Annotated in this window: 19 protein-coding genes; 4 read left to right on the plus strand and 15 right to left on the minus strand. The window is 45.2% G+C overall.

Features of this window, described 5'->3' with window-relative positions; all coding sequences use genetic code 11:
- Positions 1–57 precede the first annotated feature (57 nt).
- From NFS43_RS00535 to NFS43_RS00545, 3 genes are read right to left on the minus strand one after another with little or no spacing between them, the layout of a single operon-like run.
- On the minus strand, positions 58–567 hold the full coding sequence (locus NFS43_RS00535; RefSeq protein ID WP_251548766.1) for a hypothetical protein: 510 nt from the start codon (positions 565–567) through the stop codon (positions 58–60).
- An 11-nt stretch (positions 568–578) separates the two neighbouring features.
- Positions 579–2264: a serine/threonine protein kinase gene (locus NFS43_RS00540; protein WP_251548768.1), complete on the minus strand. Its 1686-nt coding sequence runs from the start codon at positions 2262–2264 to the stop codon at positions 579–581.
- 16 nt (positions 2265–2280) lie between these two features.
- Complete coding sequence (locus tag NFS43_RS00545; protein ID WP_251548769.1) at positions 2281–3051, minus strand: PP2C family protein-serine/threonine phosphatase; 771 nt, start codon at positions 3049–3051, stop codon at positions 2281–2283.
- 449 nt (positions 3052–3500) lie between these two features.
- Between NFS43_RS00545 and NFS43_RS00550 the strand changes: the two genes are divergently transcribed.
- Positions 3501–4097, plus strand: coding sequence for a DUF5317 domain-containing protein (locus NFS43_RS00550; protein ID WP_251548770.1), 597 nt, complete (start codon positions 3501–3503; stop codon positions 4095–4097).
- Between the two features lie 170 nt (positions 4098–4267).
- The gene (locus NFS43_RS00555) at positions 4268–6115 is read left to right on the plus strand and encodes a bifunctional diguanylate cyclase/phosphohydrolase (RefSeq protein WP_251548771.1); all 1848 of its coding nucleotides are present in this window, start codon (positions 4268–4270) and stop codon (positions 6113–6115) included.
- Positions 6116–6150: 35 nt separating this feature from the next.
- Here NFS43_RS00555 and NFS43_RS00560 read toward each other — a convergent pair whose 3' ends face one another.
- The 10 genes from NFS43_RS00560 to NFS43_RS00605 form a co-directional block, all read right to left on the minus strand.
- On the minus strand, positions 6151–6858 hold the full coding sequence (locus tag NFS43_RS00560) for a YjjG family noncanonical pyrimidine nucleotidase (protein ID WP_251548772.1): 708 nt from the start codon (positions 6856–6858) through the stop codon (positions 6151–6153).
- Positions 6859–7068: 210 nt separating this feature from the next.
- Positions 7069–7296 (minus strand): Rossmann-fold NAD(P)-binding domain-containing protein, encoded by a 228-nt coding sequence (locus tag NFS43_RS00565; protein WP_251548773.1) that lies wholly within the window; start codon positions 7294–7296, stop codon positions 7069–7071.
- Positions 7297–7539: 243 nt separating this feature from the next.
- Positions 7540–8451, minus strand: a complete 912-nt coding sequence (locus tag NFS43_RS00570; RefSeq protein ID WP_251548775.1) for a DMT family transporter — start codon at positions 8449–8451, stop codon at positions 7540–7542.
- Complete coding sequence (locus tag NFS43_RS00575) at positions 8444–8842, minus strand: MerR family transcriptional regulator (RefSeq protein ID WP_251548776.1); 399 nt, start codon at positions 8840–8842, stop codon at positions 8444–8446. Before NFS43_RS00575 ends, NFS43_RS00570 begins: the two co-directional genes overlap by 8 nt.
- Before the next feature lie 127 nt (positions 8843–8969).
- Complete coding sequence (locus NFS43_RS00580; RefSeq protein ID WP_251548777.1) at positions 8970–12065, minus strand: efflux RND transporter permease subunit; 3096 nt, start codon at positions 12063–12065, stop codon at positions 8970–8972.
- Positions 12066–12425: 360 nt separating this feature from the next.
- On the minus strand, positions 12426–13193 hold the full coding sequence (locus tag NFS43_RS00585; RefSeq protein ID WP_251548778.1) for a gamma-glutamyl-gamma-aminobutyrate hydrolase family protein: 768 nt from the start codon (positions 13191–13193) through the stop codon (positions 12426–12428).
- A gap of 42 nt (positions 13194–13235) precedes the next feature.
- On the minus strand, positions 13236–14360 hold the full coding sequence (locus tag NFS43_RS00590) for an amidohydrolase family protein (protein ID WP_251548779.1): 1125 nt from the start codon (positions 14358–14360) through the stop codon (positions 13236–13238).
- A gap of 25 nt (positions 14361–14385) precedes the next feature.
- A complete protein-coding gene (locus NFS43_RS00595) occupies positions 14386–15738 on the minus strand; it encodes a glutamine synthetase family protein (protein WP_251548780.1) in 1353 nt (450 codons plus the stop codon).
- 78 nt (positions 15739–15816) lie between these two features.
- Positions 15817–17199, minus strand: coding sequence for an APC family permease (locus NFS43_RS00600; RefSeq protein WP_251548781.1), 1383 nt, complete (start codon positions 17197–17199; stop codon positions 15817–15819).
- A gap of 93 nt (positions 17200–17292) precedes the next feature.
- On the minus strand, positions 17293–18477 hold the full coding sequence (locus NFS43_RS00605; RefSeq protein ID WP_251548782.1) for a cystathionine gamma-synthase family protein: 1185 nt from the start codon (positions 18475–18477) through the stop codon (positions 17293–17295).
- Positions 18478–18740: 263 nt separating this feature from the next.
- Here NFS43_RS00605 and NFS43_RS00610 point away from each other — a divergent pair, with 263 nt between their 5' ends.
- Together NFS43_RS00610 and NFS43_RS00615 are read left to right on the plus strand one after the other, a co-directional pair.
- The gene (locus NFS43_RS00610) at positions 18741–20300 is read left to right on the plus strand and encodes a PucR family transcriptional regulator (RefSeq protein ID WP_251548783.1); all 1560 of its coding nucleotides are present in this window, start codon (positions 18741–18743) and stop codon (positions 20298–20300) included.
- A gap of 70 nt (positions 20301–20370) precedes the next feature.
- The gene (locus tag NFS43_RS00615; RefSeq protein WP_251548784.1) at positions 20371–22041 is read left to right on the plus strand and encodes a glycoside hydrolase family 13 protein; all 1671 of its coding nucleotides are present in this window, start codon (positions 20371–20373) and stop codon (positions 22039–22041) included.
- Between the two features lie 193 nt (positions 22042–22234).
- Here NFS43_RS00615 and NFS43_RS00620 read toward each other — a convergent pair whose 3' ends face one another.
- Together NFS43_RS00620 and NFS43_RS00625 are read right to left on the minus strand one after the other, a co-directional pair.
- Positions 22235–22609: a MerR family transcriptional regulator gene (locus NFS43_RS00620; RefSeq protein WP_251548785.1), complete on the minus strand. Its 375-nt coding sequence runs from the start codon at positions 22607–22609 to the stop codon at positions 22235–22237.
- 58 nt (positions 22610–22667) lie between these two features.
- On the minus strand, positions 22668–23024 hold the full coding sequence (locus tag NFS43_RS00625) for a carboxymuconolactone decarboxylase family protein (RefSeq protein ID WP_251548786.1): 357 nt from the start codon (positions 23022–23024) through the stop codon (positions 22668–22670).
- Positions 23025–23088 lie beyond the last annotated feature (64 nt).

Consider the following 23088-nt stretch of genomic DNA (forward strand, 5'->3'; position numbering starts at 1 on the left):
TCCCCCTTGAAAAAATTCTTCATGTTCCTTCCCCTGTATGCGAATATCGTTCATAGATTAAATAACTTCATTCGTGTGGGTAACTTTTATGTCCTTGACCAGCTTAAATTCAACCGCCGGAACTAATTTTTCATCCACTAGTGATGCCGGGTCTAACACGGTTGTTTCCTCCAGCCCTTCGCGGGTCCCGTTCGGCAATTCTTCTGTAATCGGCGCCGATAACAGTTCTGTAGTTTCACTGTCTAGTAAAACCGTTTCCGGAACGGCGATGACCTCGGTGGGCAAGCTTCCCGGACGAGGAGCCGTTTCTTTCGTTTGTCCTGTTTTCCCCAGTCTCCCGGACCGCGGCCGGCTTAGCCGGTCAAACGGGCTCAGGAAAGCACGGTTGCTGCCTGAATGGGCCTGTTCCCGGATTGCCTGGATCTGTTTAGCAGCCGTCCGGCCCGTCAACTCGCCTATCAATGCCGGGATCTTCATTTTGATAAAAAGAAAGATCGTCACGGCCATTAGCACTCCGGCAAGGGAGTACCCGATGATGGAGACGGTTAGCCATGCTGTTGCATCCATACGAATTCCCCCTATTCTTTTCTATAGGCATTATTAATGGCTTGTACGGTAACTTCAAAGCGGTTGATGACGTCCTTTTTAATAGCTGCCAGCTTGTCGGACGAGGTTTCGATGCTGCTGGCACTTGTGTTTACTGATTCAACAACGGATAGCAAATCGCTTTCTTTGACCCCATCCGCTTTAAACTTCCTTGCATACGTTTCAACCGAATGCATCGTTAATTTGTAGAGTTCGAGTTTGACAATTTCGCTTTCATCTTTTTCATCGACGAGTTTGATCAGCTGCTTCATGTTTTTCCAATAAGGTCCGTATTGACCTTTATCGGATGCTTCTTCCATTTTGAGTGTTATGTCCTGATTGAATTTGCCAATGTCCCGGTAAATCACGGCCATTTCATAATAGCTGCTGTCCTTTGACCCATATTTCACAGCATCTTCAAACCATTCAACGGAGCTTTTCATTCTGGTAATCTGGTTGTCGCTTTCGGCCGTTTTGCCATAGTCATAGTAATACCAGTAGACTTTGCCTGTTTCAAATGCCAGGTCGGCATAGTCCGGGTTTTTTCGAAGCTCCGTCAGGTTGGTGTTGATTTTTTTCGTCAATGTTTCTTCTTCCTCAACAGTAAACGCCGTATCATTTTTAAACGTATTAATTAAACCCATATAGGCCTCATTCTCCGCGGGCTTGATATCGATCGCTTTTAAATAGTAGTCTTTTTTATGGCTGTCTGCCGAGGCTGTTTTCGCCATCTGGATATTATGGTCGTAATTGTCATTCGTTTGTTTGACGTACATGATTTGCCCGGTTATGCCTACAGCAAGAAAGAGCAGGGCAGAACCAGCTAGAATGCTGAAATTCCGGAGTCTCGCCTTCTGCTTTGCCCGATAGGCATCATCAGCTTCTTCATAATGGTTCAGTGCATAGAGCAGCTCGGCACAGGACTGGTACCTATCGTCGGGATTGAGCTGCGTACATTTCTGAATAATTTTTTCCAAACCGCCGGATAACTGCGGGTTCCAATGCCGGATGGGATAAATCTCGTAGGGCGGCTCACTGGGGTTTTTCCCTGTTGCCAAATGGTAAAGTGTGACACCGAGACAATAGACATCCGTTCTTGGGTCAGTTTGGCCTTTGCCGCCGAACTGTTCCGGAGCTGCATAGCCTTTAGTCCCTAAATTCACGGTATCTGCGAGATTTTCTTGTTTGAATTCTCTGGCAATTCCAAAGTCAATGAGTTTTAGATTGCCGTCCGGCTTCAGCATGACGTTGGCCGGCTTCATATCCCGGTATATGATAGGAGGATGGTTGGTATGTAAATAATCGAGCACATCGCAAAGCTGCTTTGCCCATTCAATGACCTGTTCCTGCGGCTGTGCCCCGTATTCGTCTAAAACCTTGCTCAACGGCTCGCCCTCGATGTAGTCCATAATGACGTAGATCACGTCATCCTTGTCTAATATGTCAACGATACGCGGCAGGGCAGGATGGTCGAGCTTCTTAATCATGTTTGCTTCGGCAATGGCGCTCTGAATCACCACTTCGTTGTTTTTATCACGGGCCCTTTTTTCAATTTCTTTGACTGCCCATTGTTTATTGAGGCGTTTATCCATGGCCAGATAGACCTTTGACATGCCGCCTTTGCCAATCAGCTTCAGTATTTCGTATTTTCCTTCTATTACAGAACCTATTGCAGCCAAAGTGCGTTCCCCATCCTTACAAAATTTTAATAAGCAGCACGGTGATATTGTCGGTTTCCTGTCTTTGCTTATTAAGTTCCACCAATTCCTTTGTTTTTTCTTCCATCACCGTTTCATCGGTTAAGTGCTGCGGAGCGAATGCCTGATGGATTTCTTCCTCGGTTATCATGTTGCGGAAGCCATCTGAACAAAGCATGAATACTTCTTCCTGTGGAGGGTCCTCCGTTAAAAAAACGGGCTCCACGATCCTGGAGGCGCCGATGCATTGCAAGAGAACATTTTTTCTCGGGTCAAACCTGGCCTGTTCCGGCGTTAATCTGCCCCTTCTAACCTCCTGGCCCACTACCGTCTGGTCCTCCGTTAAGACTTCCAGCTTATGGCGGCCGATTCGGTAAGCTCGTGTGTCCCCGACGTGGGCAATCAGCATGGGTTTTGATTCGATCAGAAGCAGGGCAGTAAGAGTGGTTCCAAGCTGAATGCCAACTTTTTGCCCATAGGCCGCAATCCTTAGGTTTTGTTCCTGAATGATGTGCTCCCAGCTGGACTGAATGTCGTTGAATGGGTCATTGGTGAGTTGTGCCGGCAATTCTAGTTCGAACCAATCCGAGAAGGCATTGATGACGCTGGCACTAGCGACTTCCCCCTTGGCAAGCCCTCCCATGCCGTCGCAAATGACAGCTAAGACAACTGTTCCAATTGATGTTTCTGCTATCTTGATGCAATAGCTGTCTTGATTGGTTGGCTTTCTAATTCCAATATCGGTATGTGCAGCTGTTAATAGTTTCATATCAAACCTTCTTTACTCTGCTATATAAGTAATCCATTACCTTATGTGTTTCTATATGAAAAACAGGATTATAGTATGAAATAATCAATAAAAACGATAAAACTATTATCCTACTCTATCCAATTATTTCCCATTTTACATCAATTTGTTTAAAAGTGTCGATGCACAGTAATACCTAAAAAAAATGATAAAACCTCCGATTTCAGGCAGTTAACTAGGACTTTTTTACTAGTTATTATAAAATTGGAACTGCCACTCACTGCTTTAAAGCGGCGGGGGACAGTCCCCCGCCGCTTTAAAGCAGTGCCGCAACTATAAAAAGAGAAATGTTTCACTAATTCTTCAAATTTTTCACTTGATTTCGACAATTTACTTTTATATATTATGATAGGAATATTTTTTCTAATGTGATTTCTTGGTACTCTATTACACTTAGGCAGGTTTAAAAAATGGTATTTGACGGAATTATAATTTCAGTGATTATCGGCTTCCTTCGGAAAGGGAATCTTAAGGCATTGGGAAATTTGAAGTTTAAGTGGGGATGGATTTTTCCACTGTTATTAGTGATTGAACTTATCGTTTTCGCTTTGCAAAACAAGATTAAATTCCTTGGGCAAGTCAGTGGTTTTATCTACATAGTCATCTATATTTTGGGATTGTTATTTTTATTTATTAATCGGAAAAATCCTGGCTTCATTCTTATTTTAATTGGAGTATTTTTAAACTTTTTAGTTATTGTCATTAACGGAGGGAGAATGCCAGTTTCGCTTGAGGCTGCATCCGTTCTAGAACCCGGGTATGTCGAGTCGCTAAAACAAAGCTTGTATGCCAAACATCAAGTGTTAACCAGTTCAACAAAACTTGGATTCCTGGGAGATATTATCCCCCTGTCTAAGCCATATCCACGAACCCAAATCATCAGTATCGGAGACGTGGTAATGAATATTGGCATCTTTTTTTTCATTCAGTACCTAATGCTTTCTCATCCATCAGCAAATAAAGATAAGTCTGCTTCCGTTACATTGAAAGGAGGTGAAACAAAATGAAACAACAAAAGCGTGATGGCATTAAATTAACTGGAATTTTAGTAAATGGTATTATTTTAGCTTCTATGATTGTCGCTTTAACATCTGGTTGGAAACTAATATAATGACTATTAGAAGGGAGAGAAGCTTGGATTTCTCCCTTCTAATTATTAAAGATAAGAGTGATCGCAATGGATAGTCTAAGAAAACCTTCTAATTTATATTTAATAGTTCTAAGTGTTCTGGGCTGCATTCTCTTTTCTATATATGCCCTTTTCAATTTTAATTCAACGTCTGAAACTGTTATTAAATTTGCCTTTATCGGCTCCATCTTACTACTAAACCATTTTACAATACCCATTCCTCCTGAAGGCAACTCTACCTCCATGGACTCTGCCGTTTACATGGCAAGTATTTTTTTATTTGGCCAGGGTTTTACATTGGATATTTTATTTATTAACTGTATCATCTATGCGATGTATCAAAGGAAAATTGCTTGGTGGAAGCATCTGTTTAATTTCGCCCTTTATAGTATCATGATAATTTTTTCCTATCACATCTTTATTATGCTCGGCGGAAAAATTGGAGAAATCAGTACCGATGATTTACTTCCATACTTCCTATCATTAAGTTCCTACTTTATTCTGAATATAACATTGATTGGAATCTACTTCTTTTTGCTAGAAAAGGAAAATATCGGACAAATATTTTCTAGAATGTTAAAAGATCGGTCTTTTTTAGTTAGTTATTTATCCACACTTTTAATGTCTATTGTTTTTGCGATACTAATTTACAGTAAAAATATTTTTGGCCTTTTCTTATTCGTTTGTATCGCCATACTTTTGTCTGTAGCCTTTAATGAACATTTCCGTCTATTTCAGGAAACATTAAATAAAGCTAACAAAGACTCCCTCACGGGTCTAAATAATCACGGTTATTTTAAGGAAATTTTAGAAAAAGAAGTGGCCTTTGCGAAAGACACTGATAAACCTTTAAGTGTTGTCATACTAGATATCGATGATTTTAAAAAATACAATGATTTAAACGGGCATATTCAAGGGGACCATCTGCTTCAGGAGTTTGGTGCACTGTTAAAGACGGAAGCGGAAGCAGCCAACTTTATTGTTGCCCGATATGGCGGAGAAGAGTTTTCCATTATTATGCCTAACACAGACCACCATACAGCTTACTCGTTCATGAATGATTTCCGGAAAAAGGTTAATGACACATACTATAAAGGGGTAGAGCGGCTCCCCTATGGCTGTTTGTCGTTTTCATCCGGAATTGCCGAATGTGAAAAAGCAACCTACAGCATTTCGGAACTCCTTAATAAAGCCGACCAAGCCATGTATGCGGCCAAAAACCAAGGGAAAAACCTAGTGAAAATCTTTAATGGGCAATCGGATTATTCACTCCACCACTCGCTGTCCCTTGAAAAGGATTTGGAAGAAATGGAGTATCAATTGAGAATCTTTCTCTCCAAAGATGTCTATACCTATCGCCACAGCAAACGCGTTTACCAATATGCAGTCGATTTTTCAAGGATACTAAAATTAAGTGAGTACGAACGAAAAACGCTTATTCTCGGTGCTCTGGTCCATGATATTGGAAAAATAGAAGTTCCGCGGGATATTTTAAATAAGAAAGGCAAACTAGACCCGGATGAATGGGAAATGGTGAAAAAACATGTAACATGGGGAAAAGAAATTGTTTCAACCAATAAGAAATTAGAGGACTTGATCCCACTAGTGGAACTTCACCACGAGCGGTATGACGGCAACGGTTACCCTTACGGACTAAAAGGAAAATCGATTCCAAAACTGGCCCGGATCCTCTGCATCATTGACTCATTCGACGCCATGACAACCGAACGGCCCTACCAAAGGACCAAAACCTTCCAAGAAGCATTCGCCGAACTGCGCCAATGCGCTGGAAAACAATTCGACCCGCAATTCATCGAACCATTCATCAGCATGGCCAAACAACAAGACACCGCCGAAGCCACAGGAAAAGTTCTCATAGCAGGCGATGCACATTAAATAGAATGGGGACAGTCCCCCACTCTGGTAAAGCATTAATGCGCTGGGGGACTGTCCCCATTTAATATGTTGATAAGATCTCTAAGAGTCTGGATCTCATAGGTTGGGACGATGTCTGTGTGGTTTGGCTTTTGTTCTGGGTTGAACCAGCAGGTGTCGATTCCGGCGAGGTGTCCGCCTTTGATGTCTGAGTTAAAGGTGTCGCCAATAATGAGTGTTTCTTCCAATGAGAATTGATCGATTCTGGCGAAGACGAAGTCAAAGTACTGTTTCATTGGCTTTTGGCAGCCAACCGCCTCCGATACGAAAATATCTTTAAAATAGGGATATAATCCAGATGCGCGCAGCCGCTTATCTTGGGTTGCCGCCACTCCGTTTGTCACGATGTATAGATCGTATTTATTTTGAAGGGTCTCCACTACCTCAATTGCCCCCTCCATCAACTGATGGCCCTTATCCAGGTAGGATCGGTACCGCTTCTCTAGAAAAACTCCATCCACCTCTTTGCCATATTCCCTAAATAACAGCGAAAACCGGGTATTCACTACCTTATCCCGGCCGATCTTCCCTTCTTCAAAAGACTTCCAAAGCCCCTGATTGATCTCCATATAGCGCTGCCCTATCTCAGGCGTTAAGGCAAGCTCTTGTTCTTCAAAAAGCGAACTCAATGCTTCCCTTTCAGCTGCGCTAAAATCTAGCAATGTATTGTCAACATCGAATAATAAAGTTCTGTATTGTTTCATCCATCCTTCACCCCTTCGGCGCTGCAGCTTTTCTCATACTTGAAACAGTAGACGTTTAGAATACTAACCTTTTTAAGGGTACGCCAAACACCTAGGAGGGTCAATCTATTCTAGTATAGTCTAATTCATTCTATTAACTAGTCAAAACCGTTTTTCCAGCCGCCGGAAAGGATGGAGCGGCCCTTTCAGCAGTTTCAACGCTACCGTATTTCACCAGCGCAATTCATTTCCTAAATAGTTTAGAAAGTGTGCCCCGCTCTTGTTAGTTGTTTCATAGTTTGATAGTACTTGGATCACCTGTTTCGCAGCTTGCTCAGGCGTCAGGTCAGCGGCTTCATCCAATTTCCCCTGCATATAGTTTTGAATCCAGCCCGGATGAAGCGATAAAACACGTCCTCCCTGTTCCTTCAACTGATTATGCTGCAACTTAGACTGCATGTTAAGCCCCGCCTTCGACATAGTGCAGGCAAATTGGTTCACCCTCCAGCAATCTTGGATGCTTCCCGCCTCCTTTACTGGCCCCGGTGATCAACACAACTTTACTCATTTCTATTCCTCCTTACGTTAAGTCTTAAGAACAAACACATCCAATCCATAATACGTGAAGCAAAGGGACATCTCGATGAGAAAGCCTATAATTCAGTTAAATGCAAACAGGCCAGTGTAACACAAGCCTCATTATTAAATATTCGCTGAGATCCGTCTTTGACCCTTTTTAAATTTTATTATGCCAGTTGAAATGAGTACCCCTGAGATTACCAGCACTGTTCCAGACAATTGAGAAATATAGACGGGTGTTCCTGTCATAACAGACAGAAACAAGGTAACGACCGGAACCAAGTTAAAGAATAATGAGGCTTTGCCTGCCCCAATCATTTCCATCGCCTTGTTCCACCACAAATATCCTAAAACAGATGTAAAAACAGCCATGAATAAAATGGCTCCCCAGGCAGCCAGTGCCACGTGCCCGAGCGGCTGTGGACTTGGCAAAAATAAAGAGAGCAGCACTAGACATATAGCACCAACGACCATCGTGTAGGTAGTTGTTTCCAAAGAAGAACTTTCTTTCAGGTACTTCCTGCCTAATACCCCGTATAATGCCCAGCATAGATTCCCCATTAACACAAGGAAGTCTCCAACGGATATCGACAGGGTCTGAATGATCTCCCATGAACCTTGAGTTAAAACCAATATGACACCTGCCAAAGCAAACAAAATTCCAATTATTTGCCGTCTTGTCAGGGGAGTTTTTAGAATAAAAAAAGCCAATATGGAAGTAAGCAACGGATTCGTCGCCATTATTAACGCTCCATTTAACGAAGAAGTATATTTCATGCCAAAGAAGAATAAGACATTAAACCCAAAGATCCCAATTACACCTAATATCGTGTAGGCTGTCCCATAGCTTCTAATGGTGCTCCATCTGATTTTCTTCTGTAGTCCTAAAATCAAGACCATTAAAAAAGCAGCCATTCCAAATCTCCAGCTGGCAGCACTGGCTGTTGAGAAATAATCAAGCGAGAATTTCGCAAGATTAAAGGTGGCGCCCGTAAAAAACGCAAACCCCACTAACATGGCATAAATTTTAATCATCGCTCCGATCCTCCTGTAACATATCTTGATAAATAGCCAGCTTCTCTACGGTAAGTTTGATGACCATTTCCAGTTCTTCCTTTTGTTTTTGCAATGAAACCAAGTGCCTTTGCAAAATATCAATCCGTTTATGCACTTTTGTACTCTTTTCCTGCTTGGGCTGATTAGTTTCTAAAATACATCCGTCAATTAAAAATTGTTGGATATTCTCTAAAGACATGCCAGTATTTTTTAGGACCTTCATAAATTGGAGCAGCCGAATATCTCCTTCTGAATACTTGCGTTGCCCGCTGCTTCGATCCGGTTTGGACAATAATCCGATTTTTTCGTAATACCTTAATGTATGGGCAGAAAAGCCCGTTTTCTTTGATACTTCAGAGATACTAAACATTCACATCGCCTCCATGTATTTACATCGTAAAACTTAGAGTTAGCTCCAAGTCAAGAGAAAACATATATTTTTTTCAACGCAATAAAACCTCAGGGCCTTTCTTAACCCCGAGGTTTTTGCGTTCGTTCTAATATTTGCTTGAAGCAATAATCGTTTCATCCTTTATTGAAGCAGCCGGACCGTCCCCATGCTTCACCCCGCGTGTCATTTTGGCAGATTGACGGGTTTTTCTGGTTGTTATTTTGGTTTTGATGGTTTTCATGAGGTGGTATGCAGTCGGCACGATGACTAGGGTCAATAGGGTTGATGTTGTGAGTCCTGAGATAACGACGATGGCGAGTGAGCGGGAAATGAGTCCGCCTTCGGTTGACAAGGCCAACGGGAGCAGTGCCCCAATGGTTGCCAGTGCAGTCATTAGGATAGGGCGCAGTCTGTTTTTCCCTGCATCGATCAAGGCAGCATTCAATTCCATGCCCTTTTCTTCGTTTTGCTTCACACGGTCCATTAACACAATGGCGTTCGTCACAACAATCCCGATTAACATCAAGAATCCCACTAGAGCTGGCATTCCCAGTGCTTGCTTTGTCAAATAAAGCCCAAGCAATCCGCCAGAGAATAAGAACGGCAGCGAGGATAAAATAGCGGATGGCATCATCATGTTTCCAAAGGCAATCAACATCACGATAAACACGAGGACAACCGCTACGGCCATGGCAATCAGCATATTGGTGAACCCTTCGTTCATCGCCTGTGCTTGCCCCTCGGAATGGTAAGTGATACCATCCGGCAGATCCAATTCTTTCATCCGTTTATCCACTTCAGCCTGCACACCGGACGAATTGTCAGTAGTGATGCGGCCGGTAATTTGCACATATTGCTGCTGATTCAGCCTAAATAATGCAGAAGGGCTTGGCGCAATTTTCAATGTGGCCACTTCTGAAAGGGGAACCTGCTGCCCCATAGGATTCGTCATGCTTTGGCTCATAATTTCATCAATCGAATCTAATGGTTCACTGTTCAAAGATAAGTGGATACTGGTAGTTTTCCCTTCCACCTGCATGTTGGCCACATTATCACCGGAAATCAACTCCCTGACAAATCCCGCTGCCATGATCGGGCTAAATCCTTTTTCAACGGCTTTTTCATCATCAATGTCCAGCTGCAGCTGTTCTTTGACACCGGAAAGGTTGGATTCCACATTTTCCAAACCATCAATACCTTGAAGCTTTTCTGTGATTAGATTTCCAGCCTTCTCCAGGTCCTTGGCATTTCCACCCTCAACCATTAAAGCGAGACCGCTTGTGCCGACAATGCCGACAGGTGCCAGCGCCACCTGCATTTGGCCGTCCAGCTTTTCAGATTGATCTCTGACCCTTTTTTCAAAATCGGCTGTTTGTTCCTTTGTAGTGTTATCCTTTAAGTCGATGGAAAAACGAATAAATTCACCGTTCACAATGGTTTGAATATCTTTAACCTGTTTTTCCTGTTTAATAATCGCCTCCATTTTTACTGCCAGCTGATTGGATTTTTCTAAGGAAGTCCCAGCCGGCAGCTCCCCAGTTAACTGGTAGTATACAGCTTTTTCCTGCGGCAAAAAGTTCTGCGGAATCATGGGAACTAGGATAAGCGAACCGGCAAATAGCACAATAGCTGACACAATGGTGACGGCTCTTCTTTTTAACACCCATGAAAGGGTGGACTTATACGCTTTTTCAAAAATCGTTTCTTTTTCCTCTTTCGGTTTAATTCGCAGTAAAAATAGCTTTGCAAGCAACGGGACAACGGTTAAGGAAACAATCAGTGAAAATGCTAATGCGACGATGACCGTGATCCCAAACGGTGCAAAGAATCGTCCGATGATGCCTGGCACGAAGGACAGTGGTCCAAATACTGCAATGGTTGTCAAGGTTGACGAGGTAATCGCGCCTCCGACTTCTTTAGCTGCCGTCAGGACCACTTTTTCATCCCTCTGTGGACTCGTTAATGTCCGGCGGTAAACATTTTCAATGACTACTATCGAGTCGTCGATCACCCGTCCCACCGCAACGGCAATACCAGCCAGCGTCATCATGTTTAGGCTGTAGCCGAAGTATTTCAAGGTAATCATCGAGGCTAATATCGATAATGGAATAGACAGAACCGCCACGATCGTTGCTCTGATATTTCGCAAAAACACAAACGTCACAATCACAGCGAACAAGGTGCCAAGCAATACTTCCCGGAGCATTCCATCAACCGATGTTTTGACCTCTTTCGATGTATCGTAAAGCTTCGTTAACGTGTAGCCTTCCGGCAAGTCTAACTCATCCAGCTTCTCTTTTGCATCGCTGACCACTTGGACGGCATTGGAGCCTGCCTGAGCTTTCATTTCGACTAAAACCGCAGGCTTCTCATTTAACCGGGTATAGACCGTTTCTTCTTTGTTGGTATAGGTTACGTCGGCGATGTCCGCTAGCTTCACCTTTTCGATTCCCGTCGGTCCCTGCGATAAAATTTGAACATTTTTTACATCGTCTATAGAATCCAGCTTAAAATCAGCCTGCACATTTAACGTTTTATCCTCCACGTTTACTTGGCCGGCCGGGAATGAAAAGTGGTTAGCTGACAAGGCTTGCTTAGCGGCCTCATACGTGATTCCATGCTGCTTCATTTTTCCAGGATCAAGCTTAATGGCGACTTCCTTTTCCGTTTCTCCTGAAATATCAACGCTTCCTGCACCTTCAATTCCAGTTAATGCCGGCTTAACCTGATCATTGATATAGTAGGTCAAATCGGATTGATTGGCGGTTTCCGATGACAGGGCAAACGTGAATACCGGCATTGCAGATGGGCCGTCTTTTAGGATGTCTGGCTTTTCAGCTCCTTCCGGCAGCTTCATGGAGGACACCGCTGTTGTCACATCCTTTTCCGCTTCGTCCATATCTTTGCTCATTTCAAATTCGAGAACAGCTACGACAACATTACTGTGGGCTTCAATGTATAAATTATCGAGTTTCTTTAATCCTGATAATGTTTGTTCCATCGGTTTTCCAATATCCTCGAGCCCTTGCTCCGGTGTTGCCCCTAGATATGGAACCTGGACGATCATATAGGGAATATCGACATTCGGCATTGACTCCATTTTCATGGTCCTTACTGAAAAAATCCCTCCTATGATCACCATAATCATAGCGATCCATATAACCCCTGCATTCTTTAGTGAAAACTTGATCCATGACTGCATAACCTCATACCCCTCCACTTTCTTTTTCTAGTACTTTAGATCTCAACTGGATCATTTACTGAATTTACCTTTTTTATTATAGATTTTCCATTCTGTTGCCCACATCGGACGGCTACTGTAATCTCAACTACGACTACAGACCTAGAAAAATCCCCCAGCAATTCTTAGTTTAAGCTTCTCAAATCACAATCTATAGTGATGAAAGTCATCTCTTCCGGCTGAAAAAGTCACATTTCCGAAAGGGGGAAAGTCATGCCCATGAACCTCTCATGCACCCCAAGAAAAAACGGCTAACCCCCAATAGTAATAGGGTTAGCCGTTTAATATTTTTGGTAAAAAACAAGGGGACATTGCCGCGAATCAGCCAAGCGATGCAGCCGAACCTTCCCCCTGCATCACCTCATCCATTAACCACTGAAACGGGATGAGGCCTGCTTGGTTTTGGACAGCCATCATTTCCGGGTGCCATTGGACCGCCATGAGGCGGTGGGAGGGATGGACCAGCGCTTCGACAATTCCGTCCGGGGCAATAGCAGCAATATCAAGGCCCTCCCCAATCTTATTCGCAGCCATATGATGAAAACTATTAATCTCAATTTCTTCCGAGGCATAAAGCTGGCGCAAAACGGGATGAAGCAGACTCGCTTTATGGGCCGTATACCAGCGGGGGATCTTTTCAAAATTATGTACAAGGACATCCCCTTTATCGGACACATCTTTATATAACGTGCCGCCAAAATAAACATTAATCAGCTGCAGGCCGCGGCAAATCCCCAATATCGGCTTGCCGGCTTTTAGGGCAGCCTCAAGAAGCTTCCATTCAAAGTCATCCCGTTCCGGACAAATCCTTCCGAACCGGTGATCCACATTCTCCCCGTATAAATGCGGGGCAATATCCTCACCGCCCGTAAAGATAATCCCGTCTAATGCTTCCACCACCGACACATTCTCCTTATTTAAAACAGGCAGACCAACAGGAATCGCCCCCACCCGCTCCACACACCTCAAGTAATCATGCCCAATGACACTAAACCCCTGCCCGGCATTGCCGCGCAATTTCCCGCCAAAACCTTCCTCGCCAGATACATCATACCCTGTCACACCAATCAGCGGTTTCCGTTTCATCATTCTTGTCCCTCCTATGTGACCGTCTTCTGTTGTTCATCCCAATCAATCTATACCAAGGTACAGCTTTTTTGAATTCAAATGAAATACCTGATTCGTCCAAGCCTCCCGCTTCTCCACACTTGTATAACGCGCCACCAGCGGGTCGTCCAAGTGACTGGCAAAGGCATCCCGGAACAGCTCGGCAGCCAATGCAAACATCTCCGGTCTTGTGTGGGCATCGGAGGCAAATAAGTACCTAGAATACGGAGCCAGCTCTAATGCCTCTGCCACAACCCGCCGCGCCGAACTGACGCCAAGCGGGACAATCAGGGACGTATCGAAATAGACATGATTATAGACACTCGCCAAATAGCCTGCTTCCCGATGGTACGGATAACAATGAAGCATCACAACAGAAAGTCCCATCGGCGTAAACGTCTCAATGAAATCACGCAGATGGAGCGGATTGCCAAGCCTCAAGTCCGTATCCGGATCGCCATAGCCAACATGAAATTGCAGCGGCAATGCTTGCTCTGCCAAAAGCGGCGCCGCTGTCCAAACCAGATAATTTAACAGGGACTCATCCGCCAGCCGGCCGGACCCCGATTGTTTCCATGCTTCAAATGACGCTTTTGCTTCGCGCTCCTCTACCTCGTGAAGGTTCAAGCCGGTACGGTAGGCGGCAATCGATTTCGCTCCAATATATCCCTTTTCCCGGGCCGCTTTTACCTGGCTGAGGACCATTTCCCTCCAGTCTGAAAAGGCCGCGGCCGTTTGAAAGGCGGACTCCGCCACTTTTTCCAATCGCAAAACAGGATAAACTGCTGCATCCGTTAAATCCGCCAGTTTGCCTAGTGATGGAGACGCTGCAGGTGCATAGCCAGTATCGACAAACAATGCCTGATAACCGGCGTCCTTAAATAAAGAACGGCAGTAGGCTTTGTAGTCCTGCTGCTTGAGGATTGCCCCCAGCTCTTCCTCCTGCTTCCATTCCGATTTTGTATAGCGCCTGGCAATGGTCTGAACCGCCTCCCAAACGAGCCGCTCCTTCAAATCAGCAAGCGGATAAGAGGAAGGGGCCTCCGAGGTGACCCGGATCATCGCTTCCACATCTCCTTGGCGGCTTTCATCCACAATCGAATGGCAATGGTGATCAATTAAGGGTACTGTAGAAAAATAGTCTGTCAAATCTGCTCACTCCCGTTAAAAGCGTCTAATATTTTTTAAAATGATGGACCAGCTCAAACTCGACCGCTTGTTCCGAAAAAGCAGCATGCTCCGATAATTTGACCTGCTTATAGGAACGGAACAGCAGCTCACCCATCGTTTCAGCAAAGAACGCATCCTTTTCCATTTGCGCGACAGCCTCCTGTAAACTGGCTGGCAGCCGTTTAATTCCCAGCTTCCCTCGTTCTTCATCCGTTAATTTTGCCGGATCTATATCCACACTGTCCCCCGGAACTAACTTTCTGCGGATGCCGTCAAGCCCGGCAGCCACAATGGCACCTAAAGCCAAATACGGGTTAGCGGAGGAATCACTTGCCTTCAGTTCAAGGTTCATCGACTTTTCTTCATTCCCCCAAAACGTCGAGGCAATCCGGACTGCCGCTTCACGATTGTCCTTGCCAAACGCCGCATATGCCGAGCTCCAAGCGCCCGGCTGCAGCCGGCGGTAGGAATTCACACTTGGACAGGTTAAGCCGACAAGGCCGGGAAGATGCTCAAGGAGCCCAGCAGCAAATTGATAGCCCGCTTCACTTAAGTGATTGGGGTCATCCGGGTTCCAAAACAAATTTCGTTTCGTCTGTTTATCCCACAGGCTAAAATGGATGTGCCCCCCATTGCCCGCCTGATCGACAAATGGTTTCGGCGCGAAGGAAGCGGCCATGCCATGTTCTTTTGCTGCCGCTTTTACGGTCTCCCGAAAGCGAATCTGATTGTCGGCAGCCGTCAATAAATCGGCCGGACTAATCGATAATTCATGCTGGCCGTGCCCGAGCTCCGGATAATATTGCTCCGGCTGGATGCCTTGCGCTTTCAGTGCAGCCATAATATCAAGGATCACGGGATTTCCGGCGGCCATCCCAGCAGTGCTGAAGCAAAGCGAATCATCGATGGGCACATAGGTCCCATCTTCTTTTTTCACCGCTAACGTGAACTCATCCTCGTAGGTTGCCATCACCTCGATGCCCATCTCCTCAGCCTGCTGTACAATCGATTTTAAAAAGCTTCTCGGACAGGCTGCCCAAGGCCTGTGGCTTAGATCAATCTGATCGCACATCATTGCCGCCACCTTTGGCTGATACGGCAGGATCCGAAACGAGTCCGGGTCCGGCATCAAACGGACTTCCCCTACTGCACTCATTTCAGGAACCGGCTGCAGCTGATCCAGCATATTCATTGCCAGCATCGCTGAGGTAAGCCCAATGCCCCCGATCATCCGGCTTTTCAGATGATCCACATGTGTCAGTTTGCCGCGGGTAATTCCCCCATAATCCACATATAAAAATGCCACTAATTCTACTCCAGCTTGTTCAGCCTCACGGACCACGTCATCGATATTCATCGCTGAAACCTCCCTTTCTCTGTTTGCCCCGTCAGCGGAAACCAATGTCCCGCCAATTGATCGGTCTCTTTTTTAAACTTAAATATCCAGTCGCTGAGATGTCACTTCCTCCGGTGCCGTTTTCAATTTGACATTAATGATAATAATTCCAATAATCATCCATGCTGCCGCAATATAAGGGAATAAATTAAATGGGAAATCCGGGATCGGATATAGACTGCCATAGATCGGATACAGCAAGGCTAAAAAGCCGAGAATCGGAACAATGAAATGACGGATGGCCGAATATTTTTCATCCTTATTTTTCTGAAAATAACGGACAGCCGCTAAGGTGACCAAAATATATGCAACAAGCAGGGTCAAGGTGCCAATCGTTCCAAAATAAGCATAAAAATTCGGTGCCCCTGTTGCCAGCCCGACGACCAGATACAACACAAGCGAGAGAATGCTGATCGCGTTGACCGCATTAATCGGCGTTCCATGGGTCGGATGAACCCGGCTCAAAAATTTCGGCAGCGTGTTGTCCCGCCCTAAGGCAAACAGCATCCGCGATCCGGCATTGGCAGCCCCCAATGAACAAGCGAAGGCACTGATTAAAGCGGCAAAATCAACAAAAGTGGCCATTGACTTGCTCATATAATTGGAGGCCAGATCATCAAGCGGGGCAGTGGAGCCTGACAGTTGATCAACATTGCCAGTGCCAAAGCCGATGATTTGCGAATAGCTGACAAAGATATAGAAAACACCAGCTGCGATGACAGTTCCAAAAATAGCGAGTGGAACCGCCCGTTTTGGATTTTTAGCCTCCTCCCCCAAAGTGGCCGCCCCTTCAAATCCAGCAAATGATAGTACAGCAAAAATCATTCCGGCGCCGACCCCTGAAATGCCTACGGACCCGAGTGAAAACGGCTCCGCTGTATTCCCAGATTCACCGCCGCTTCCAACAATGACAAAACAAAGAATGAGCACCACAATAATCGAAATACCTTCGAGAATGAGGGCTGCACGAGTGGAAAGACGAATATCACGGGCAGAAAAAAACCAGACAAGCCCAATACACACGATGACCAGCAGCCATTCTGGAATATTGACACCTAAATGGGACAAAAAGGCGTTCGCGAAATTCCCGAATAAAGCGGCTGTACCGGCCGAATAGCAAAAATAAGTCGCTGTAAGCGCCCAGCCGGAAACAAATCCTGTCCGCGGGCCAAATCCGGCTGTCGTATAGGCATAGACTGATCCGGAATGCGGAATTCGTCTGGTAAATTCCACAAAGGCAACCCCTACCAAAATCATCGCAATCGTTCCAACTAAAAACGATAACGGTACACTGGTTCCGGCCACCCCTGCGGTAGGCGCCGTGTTGAAGGCCATCGCCATTGTCGGTGCCACAATGGCTACTGACAAAGCCAGTACCTCCACCATGGACAGATACCCTTTTTTCAAATTCGTTTCACTCATTTGCACTCACTCCAATCTTTCATTGTTTTTTTAATAGAAAAGTTATCATGACAAGGCTGTTCTGATAAGCAGTTATTCAACAAGTCCAGCTGTTTAGCTTAGGACATCGAATGCCTGCTTTAAATCTTCTACAAGGTCTTCGGTGTCTTCAATGCCGGCCGAAATTCGAATTAAGCCATCCGGGATTCCCATCGCTTTTCGCTCCTCCGCCGTACACTCCACATGACTGGTTGTCCTTGCCGGGCCATAGGTGGTTTCCACAGCCCCGAGATTCGCAGCCCGATGAGCATATTGAAGTGCTGGCAGCAAAATCTTCGCCGCCTCCATTCCGCCTTTGAGGGAAAAGCTGAGCATCCCGCCAAATCCATCCATTTGCTTCTTGGCAATATCATGGTGAGGATGGGCTGCTAATCCCGGATAAAAGACCGACTCCACCAGCTCCTCCGTCTGCAGGAATTCCGCAATCGCCATAGCGCTTTTTTCCTGCTGCTTCACACGAAGCTTCAATGTTTTCATCCCTCTTAGCAGTAAATAAGCCGACCAGGGGTCAAGCGAGGCCCCATTGATTTCACGGTAATGGTAAACCTGTTCAACCAGCTCCTTCCTTCCGCAAACGACGCCGCCAAGCGCATCCGCATGCCCGCCAAGAAATTTTGTGGCACTATGCACAACCAAATCTGCCCCTAGACTGATTGGATGCTGGTTGATCGGTGTTGCGAACGTATTATCAACCATCACAATCGCTCCGACAGCTCTAGCCGCTTGTACCATCCGTTCAATATCAGTAATTTTAATCGTCGGATTCGTGGGTGTTTCCAAGTAGACAATCTTGCAGCCTTTGGCAATTTCCTGTTCCATTGCATCATGATCGCCTGTTGCCACCAATGTGGTCTCCACATTGATTTGCGGGAGAAATTCAGTAAAAATTTTATTGGTCCCGCCATATGTATCCTTGATCGAGACCACCCGATCACCCGGGCGCAAAAACGTGTACAAAGAATTGCTGATTGCTGCCATCCCAGTTGAAAAGCTAGTTGCCGCCTCCGCTCCTTCCAGTCCTTTTACCTTATCCTCGAAGGCCTGCACCGTTGGATTGGTGTTCCTGCCGTAAATATGTCCCGGCCTTTTTCCTATTGCTACCTCGTACCACTCATCGACATCCTCATAGGTATACGCAACGCCGACCATGACCGGCACTTGTGTCGAATGATGAACAAGGACCTCTTTTTCTCCTGCCCACACTGCCTTTGTGCCGATTGCTGCCTTTCCTTCCACCATCACATCTCCCCCTGTTGCTCTAAGAATTTAGTAACCAGAATCCTTCTCGTATTTTATCTGACACCATTTGTGATAAAATATATCTTATATTCTAAATAGTCATAAAATTAAAATCTATCAACCAGATTGTAAGAAAATACGACCAAATTTTTTGTCATTTTTTCAAATTCCTTTGCCTCTCACGGTTCATCGTCACTTGCTTGTCAGGTTTACTTACATATTTTTTTGAATAGCTGCATTTACTCAATTTAGGGGGCCTTATGATGAGTTATACCATCCGCGAAATCCTATCCCATCCGCTCATGAATAAGATCAACATTTTATCCGGACAAGCGGTTATTCTTACCCAGCCTGTCGGGTCGATCTCCGTCATCGAAATTCCCGTGGAGCAATTTGTCAGAAGGAATGAATTTGTCTTATCGACAGCAATGGGGTGTCAGGAGGATGAGGAGTTATTTCTATCATTTGTCAAAGACATCATGGAATCGGGGGCAGCCGCCTTGGCGATTGCGGTTGGAAGACATGTGCAGCAAATCCCCGCTAAAGTTCTGGAATTTGCCCGCCTTCATGACTTCCCGCTAATTGAGCTGCCGTGGGAGCTGCGTTTTTCAGATATGATTGAATTCGTCATGAGAGGGATTCATGACTGGGAACAGGCAAGCTGGCAAACATATGAGCAGCTTCAAAAACAGATTCTTCAGCTATACCTTAGTGGACGTGATATCGCAGATACACTAAAAGTCATGGCTGAGACCTTCAATGCCCGTATCTGGCTGCTTCAAAAAAGGGCTATTTACACTGCCCAGGAGCAGGATGCCGAATGGCTATACCAATTCGCCAATCAGAGCGAGCCCTCTTACCATCGGACGGACCGCGATACCTTGGTCCAGCTATTTCCCTTTCGTATTTTTAACCAGGAGCCTGCTGTCCTTGTCCTCGAGACATCCGATGTTTCCCAGCAGCCTATTCCTGCTGCCATTTTGGAGCAAACGGTGCTAGGCCTTAATTTATGGTTCAAAAAAGATGTTGTTTTTTTGGAAAAGGAAAAGCGCAGGAAGGCAGAGTTTTTGAAGATGTTGATAAAGGGAGACTGGCAGGACTTAGAAAAAATCCAGGTCCAAGCATCCCAATATGGCATGATGAAAGCAGAGGCGTATGTCTGCCTGACTGCTTTCCCGGAGGCGGATGGCCGTGAGGGAAAATGGCTTGCCAATAACCATTACATCGAAGATATAGCCGCTGTCTGCGCCATGAAACTCCATTTGAAGCATTTTTGTACGATGGATGAGGAATATTTGGTGGTCTTTTTAAAGGCGGAAGATGATGGCCTGCCAGACATCGGCTTGTATATGGATCGGCTCGATAAGGAGTTGCATGCTGCCGAATTCCCTATTCTTTCTTGGGGGATTAACGACACGGCTGCCGATCTTTCGCTATTCCCGACAGCATATGAGCTTGCCAAGGCCGCTTTAAAAATCGGCCTGAGACAAAAGGGCCCTGGACATCGGAGCATGTACTCCCACACCGTCATCTATCGGGTCATCTCACAAATGGCTCAGGATGGCGCCATGAATGAACTGATGCAGGCCACCATGGAACCGCTCTTAGCGTACAGCCAAAATCACAGCCTGGATTTGATCCAAACCCTGACCTGCTTCATTAACTGCAACCGGAATGTCAGCCAAACAGCCAGAGCCCTGTCGCTCCAGCGTCAATCCTTGCTTTACCGGATCCAGAAAATTGAAACGCTGACACAAAGATCTCTATCCAATCCCGACGATCTCTTTGTTCTGCAGCTATGCCTAAAAGTGCTCAATCGCTGACACAAAGGACCCGAAATCGCCATCCAAAATATGGTATAGTGATGAAGTCTACTACCCAGGGGGTCATTGAATGGAAAATCAAAAGCAGTGGTGGAAAAAAAGCGTTGCTTATCAAATCTATCCCCGCAGTTTTATGGATGCCAATGGAGATGGAATTGGGGATATCTTAGGAATCATTTCGAAGCTGGATTATCTAAAGGATTTAGGGATCGATGTCATTTGGGTCTGCCCGATGTACCAATCGCCCAATGATGACAATGGCTATGATATTAGCAGCTATCAGGAAATCATGGCGGAATTTGGGACCATGGACGATTTTGACCGCTTGTTGGCCGAGATCCACCACCGAGGCATGAAGCTGATTCTTGATTTGGTCATCAATCATACGAGTGATGAGCACCCTTGGTTTATCGAGTCCCGTTCAGCAAAGGATAGTCCTAAGCGCGATTGGTATATCTGGCGTGACGGCAAGGATGGCAAAGAACCGAATAACTGGGAAAGTATTTTTGGCGGTCCGGCATGGGAATATGATGAGGAAACGAATCAATATTATCTGCATCTTTTTTCAAAAAAACAGCCTGACCTCAATTGGGAAAATCGCCAGGTCCGGATGGCTCTCTATGACATGGTCAATTGGTGGCTCGACAAAGGAATTGACGGCTTCCGTGTGGATGCCATCAGCCATATCAAGAAAGAACCGGGACTCAAGGATATGCCGAACCCAAAGGGCCTGCCCTATGTCCCTTGCTTTAAAAAAATGATGAATGTCGAGGGAATCCACACCTTCCTTCAGGAGTTAAAGGAAGAAACGTTTTCCAAGCATGACATTATGACGGTCGGTGAAGCGAACGGGGTGTCGGCTGATGATGCTGAGGATCTCGAGCTTTGGGTCAGCGAAGACAAGGGCAAGTTCAATATGGTCTTCCAATTTGAACATCTTGCGCTATGGGATGCGGAAAAGAAGCAGGAGCTTGATATTGTCGAATTAAAGGATGTTCTGACCCGCTGGCAAAAGGCACTGGAAAACAAGGGCTGGAATGCCCTGTTCATCGAGAACCACGACAAAGCCCGAATTGTTTCCACATGGGGCAATGACAAGGAGTACTGGCGTGAAAGTGCCACAGCGTTCGCCGCGATGTACTTCTTGATGCAGGGCACGCCGTTTATTTATCAGGGACAGGAAATCGGCATGACCAATGTCCAGTTCGAGTCGATTGAGGAATACAATGATGTTTCCGCCAAAAATATGTATCGGCTGAAACGGGCTGAGGGTGTTCCGCATGAAGAAATCATGGAGATGATTTGGGCAGCTGGCCGCGATAATTCTCGTACGCCGATGCAGTGGTCAGCTGAAGAAAATGCAGGATTTACAACAGGATCGCCATGGCTGGGGGTAAACCCCAATTACCGGAAAATCAATGTGGAAGCACAGCTGCAGGATCCGAATTCGATTTTACATTTTTATAAAAATTTGATTTGGTTAAGGAAGACCTATGAAGTATTTACTTTTGGCACCTATGGGTTGCTGCTGGAAGAAGACCCGCAGATTTATGCTTATACCCGGACAATGGGTAAGGAAAAAGTTGTTGTCATCGCCAATCTTTCGGCTAATCCGGCAGTATTCACAGGGATTCCTTTAAAGCTTATGAATCTTTTGCTGCAAAACTACGAAATTGAAGGCCCTGATACGGCGGATGAGCTGGCTTTGCAGCCATATGAGACGCGGGTTTATCGGGTTTAAAAACGATTCAAAATGAAGCAGAACATGGTTATCTACAGCAATTCATCTTCACTAATAGGGCGGGGACAGTCCCCCGCCCTATTAACGCGTTAAAAGGTTAGCTTGAATTCTTTTTTGAATTCGTCTAGTTCAATTTCGAGGGCGTTGCAGCAGGGTGTTAATGATATAAACCCTTTTTTGACCAAATAAAGAATTAATGATTTTGTTCCTCCATTTCTCGATAATAAGTGATTTTTTCTTCAATTTTATTTAGGTTCTGCTGAAGCCCTGCTATTAGAGCCAAAACATTTCTTTCGTGCTCCTCTAACAATTCGCGGCGCGCTTGGATAGTAGTCTCTCCCTGACTTCGTAAATCCGAGAACCTTTTCATGTCAGAAATGGGCATGCCTGTGTCCCGTAAACGGATTAAAAAATGGATCCAAGAAAGATCCTTCTCTGAATATTGCCGATAACCACTTCTATTCCGGAATATCCCAGTAAGCAGCCCGATTTTTTCATAGTAACGCAGAGCATGAACAGATAGATTAGTTATTTCCGATATTTGTTGGATACTGAAAAATTTTTCCATATTTTTATTATACCATAAAGTTGCTGCAGTTTAATTTTCTCCTTCTGATCACCCTTCATTAATTATTGATGATTTCCTTTAACAAATGATAGGCATTAATGGCTGTTGGAAAACCGGAATAAGGCACTGTTTGAATAATAATTTCTTCAAGCTCCTCTTTTGTAATTCCTACATTCAAGGCCGCCGTTAGATGAACCTTTAGTTGCGGCGCACAATGCCCCAATACGGTGAGCATGGCAACAGTAGCAATCTCTCTTTCCCTCAAGCTTAATCCATCCCTTGAATAAATATCCCCAAATGCGAATTCTACGATATATCGACCCAGGTCCCCCAATGGTGCAACCACTTCCCCGCCTACTTTCCCGTCCACCTCGGATAACTTTTCAACTCCTCTTTCAAATCGATCATTCATCATCGCGTTTCCCTCCATTTGATATATGTTTAAAAACTTATATCCGTAGCTTAAAGTATGGAGCGCG

It is taken from the genome of Neobacillus muris, assembly GCF_943193175.1.
GTDB lineage: Bacteria > Bacillota > Bacilli > Bacillales > Cytobacillaceae > Neobacillus > Neobacillus muris.